Genomic DNA, 3,522 nt, shown 5'->3' with positions numbered 1-3,522 from the left:
GAAGCCGAGCGCGGCCAGGGCCCCCGCACCCGCGCCCGGAACAAGGAAATCAACACCGGAAAGGTCTAGGCCCCGCTGCTTCCCTCCCCGCGCAGGGGAGGGAAGCCTCTACTCCACGCCCAGCTCCCGCCGCACGAACCGATACGTCTCGCGCTTCTCGCAGGCGCAGGCGCGCATGCGGCCCTTCTGATCCCACCAGACCAGCAGCGGGTAGGCGAAGTCGACGCCGTTGTCGGCCATCAGCGGGACGAGCTTGTCCACCAGGCCGCGGCCGGCCTCGACCACCGCGGTGCGGGCCGGATCGCCGTCGGCCGGCGGAATGCCGGGCGCGGTCCATGCGGCCGCCGGCATCGCCTCCCACCGCTCCATCAGCTCCCAACTGCGGGTCAGCCACAGCTCGGCCACCGTGGCCCGTTCGGCGGGCGTCGACTTGGGCAAGCCGTTCACGTCGCGCCGAGCGATCTCGATCACGCGGGTGTCCACGCCGGCGGCGTGCAGGTCCGGGAACTGCTCGGCCTTGAACCGCAGGCAGTCCGGGCAGGTGCGGAACGAAACCATGTAGAGCTTCGACCCCTTCAGGCCGGGCGAAACCCAACCCGCCTCCTGCTCAAGCAGCCGTGCGATTTCCGGCGCGTGGCGCTCGATCGTCTTTGGCCGCCAGCGGAGGTCATAGTTCCACCAGGCCCAACCGGCCGCGCCGGCCAGGGCGACGGCGAGCAGCAGGACGGCGATCGCCGTCAGACGCGTTCTACTCATCTACTGAGTCCCCTCAGCGCATCGTCGGGATGATGAAGGCGCTGTCCTCGACGGAACCCTCCGGCCAGCGGGCGGTCACCGTCTTGACCTTGGTGTAGAAGCGCACGCCCTCCATGCCGTGCTGGTTGGCGTCGCCGAACACCGAGCGCTTCCAGCCGCCGAAGGTGTGGTAGGCGACCGGCACCGGGATCGGCACGTTGATGCCGACCATGCCGACGTTGACCCGGCTGGCGAACTCGCGGGCGGCGCGGCCGTTGCGGGTGAAGATCGCGACGCCGTTGCCGTAGGCGTGGTTGGAGGGCAGGGCCAGGGCCTCCTCGAAGCTCTCCGCGCGGGCGATCTGCAGCACCGGTCCGAAGATCTCGTCCTGATAGGACTTCATCTGCGGCGTGACGCGATCGAACAGAGTCGGGCCGATGAAGAAGCCCTTCTCGAAGCCCTGGAGCGCAAAGCCGCGGCCGTCGACGACCAGCTCGGCGCCTTCGTCGACGCCCAGCTGGATGTAGTCCTCCACCCGCTTGCGGTGGGCGGCGTTGACCACCGGGCCGTACTGGGCGGCCACGTCGGTGGAGACGCCGACCTTCAGGCCCGCCACCTCCTCCACCAGCCGCTCGCGCAGCGCCTCGGCGGTCTTCTCGCCGACGGGCACGACCACCGGCAGCGCCATGCACCGCTCGCCGGCCGAACCAAAGGCGGCGCCGACGATATCCTTCACCGCCTGATCGAGGTCCGCGTCCGGCAGGATCACGCCGTGGTTCTTGGCCCCGCCCATGGCCTGGCAGCGCTTCCCGTGGGCGGCCGCCTCCCGGTAGACGTAGTGGGCGATGTCGGAGGAGCCGACGAAGCTCACCGCGGCGATCGCCGGGTGCTGCAGGATGGCGTCCACCGCCGCCTTGTCGCCGTGCACGACGTTGAGCACGCCGGCCGGCGCGCCGGCCTCTATCATCAGCTCGGCCAGGCGCACCGGGACCGAGGGGTCCTTTTCCGAGGGCTTGAGGATGAAGGCGTTGCCGCAGGCGATGGCCACGCCGAACATCCACATCGGGATCATCGCCGGGAAGTTGAACGGGGTGATCCCGGCCGCCACGCCCAGCGGCTGGCGCATGGAATAGACGTCGATCCCGGGGCCCGCGCCCTCGGTGTACTCGCCCTTCATGGCGTGCGGGATGCCGCAGGCGAACTCGATCACCTCCAGGCCCCGCTGGATGTCGCCCCTGGAGTCGGCGATCACCTTGCCGTGCTCGGAGGAGAGCAGGGTCGCGAGCTCGTCCATCCGCGCCTCAACGAGGCGCTTGAATTCGAACATCACCCGGGCCCGCCGCTGCGGATTGACCTGGCCCCACTCGGCCTGCGCCCGGACGGCGGCCTGCACGGCGGCGTCGATCTCTCCGGCGGTGGCGAGCGCCACTCTGGCCTGCACCTCGCCGGTGTTCGGATCGAACACGTCGCCGAACCGGCCCGAGGCGCCCGGCCGCGCCGCCCCGTCGATGAAATGGTGGATGTCACGCATGTGTGGAGTCTTAGGCCGGGTCCGGCGGACGGGCTAGTTGATCTCGCCGCGGGTCAGGCGCATGGGGGCGCGCATGTCACGCGAGGCGATGCGGCTGATCATCGAAGGGCGGGTGCAGGGCGTCGGCTACCGCTGGTGGACGGTGCGCGAAGCGGCCGCGCTCGGCCTCGACGGCTGGGTGCGCAACCGGCGCGACGGCAAGGTCGAGCTGTTGGCTGTCGGCGAAAAGGGCGCCCTCCAGCGCCTGGCCGAACTCTGCCACGAAGGCCCGCCCGGCGCCCGCGTCCTCCGCGTCGACCGCCTCGCCGGCGAGGATGACGGCAGCCAGGGTTTCGAGGAGCGGGCGACGGTGTGAGACCACACCCCGGCGAGAGCCGGGGCCCAGACCGCCGCATGAGCAGCCGTGAGGCCGGTTGGATCCCGACTTGCGTCGGGATGGGCGGAATTCGGTAGGGTCCGGGCAAAACGAGGTCGGACAAAGCCCGCGAAAACCAGTCACCACAGCAGCTTGCCCACCCTCGCGACGCGCGCGATGTTCCGCACAATGACAGTCGCCGCGGCCACGACCACTGCTCAGCGCCGGCGGGCGCACATCATCGACGTGCTGATCGAGGAGCGCGCGCCGAAGCTGTCGTCGAGCCCCGCCTGGCCGCTGATCCGGCCGGCGCTCTATTCGGTACTTCACTACCGCAAGGCCCGGCGGATGGCCGACCACATCGCCCCGCTGCCCGGCAAGACGGCGCTGGAGCACATCTCGGAGCAGCTGGCGCTGAAGGTCCGGGCCTGCGGCCTGGAGCGCATACCGGAGCGCGGCCGGGTCATCCTGATCGCCAACCACCCCACCGGCATCGCCGACGGCATCGCGCTCTACGATGCGGTCAAGGGGCGCCGGCCGGACATCTGCTTCTACGCCAACTCCGACGCCCACCGGGTCTGCCCCAGCTTCGACGACATCCTGATCCCGGTGGAGTGGGTGGAAGCCAAGCGCACCCGCGAGCGAACCCGCACGACCCTGCAGCAGACCAAGGCGGCCATGGAGGCCGAGCGGGCGCTGGCCATCTTCCCGTCCGGGCGGCTCGCCCGCCGCGCGCCGGATGGGACGCTGGCCGACCCGCCGTGGATGACCAGCGCGCTTTCGATCGCCCGCAAGTACGAGACCCCCGTGGTCCCGGTGCACGTCGCCGGGCCGTGGTCGACGATGTTTCATTTCTTCAACCGCTTCTCGGCTGAGCTTCGGGACATCACCCTGTTCCATG

Annotated in this window: 4 protein-coding genes; 2 read left to right on the top strand and 2 right to left on the bottom strand. The window is 70.3% G+C overall.

Annotated features, from left to right (window positions below; genetic code table 11):
- Positions 1-108: 108 nt before the first annotated feature.
- Both VHK87_RS14395 and VHK87_RS14390 read right to left on the bottom strand, forming a co-directional pair.
- Positions 109-756 (bottom strand): hypothetical protein, encoded by a 648-nt coding sequence (locus VHK87_RS14395; RefSeq protein ID WP_329635579.1) that lies wholly within the window; start codon positions 754-756, stop codon positions 109-111.
- Between the two features lie 13 nt (positions 757-769).
- Positions 770-2,266, bottom strand: coding sequence for a CoA-acylating methylmalonate-semialdehyde dehydrogenase (locus VHK87_RS14390; RefSeq protein WP_329635578.1), 1,497 nt, complete (start codon positions 2,264-2,266; stop codon positions 770-772).
- Positions 2,267-2,339: 73 nt separating this feature from the next.
- On the opposite strand from VHK87_RS14390, the gene VHK87_RS14385 reads away from it, so the two are divergent.
- Both VHK87_RS14385 and VHK87_RS14380 read left to right on the top strand, forming a co-directional pair.
- Positions 2,340-2,621: an acylphosphatase gene (locus VHK87_RS14385; RefSeq protein ID WP_329635577.1), complete on the top strand. Its 282-nt coding sequence runs from the start codon at positions 2,340-2,342 to the stop codon at positions 2,619-2,621.
- 189 nt (positions 2,622-2,810) lie between these two features.
- A partial coding sequence (locus VHK87_RS14380) for a GNAT family N-acetyltransferase (protein ID WP_329635576.1) occupies positions 2,811-3,522 on the top strand: 712 nt, incomplete at its 3' end.

The sequence above is a fragment of the Phenylobacterium sp. genome (assembly GCF_036263695.1).
Lineage (GTDB): Bacteria > Pseudomonadota > Alphaproteobacteria > Caulobacterales > Caulobacteraceae > Phenylobacterium.
This window is presented reverse-complemented; position numbering and strand designations above follow the sequence as displayed.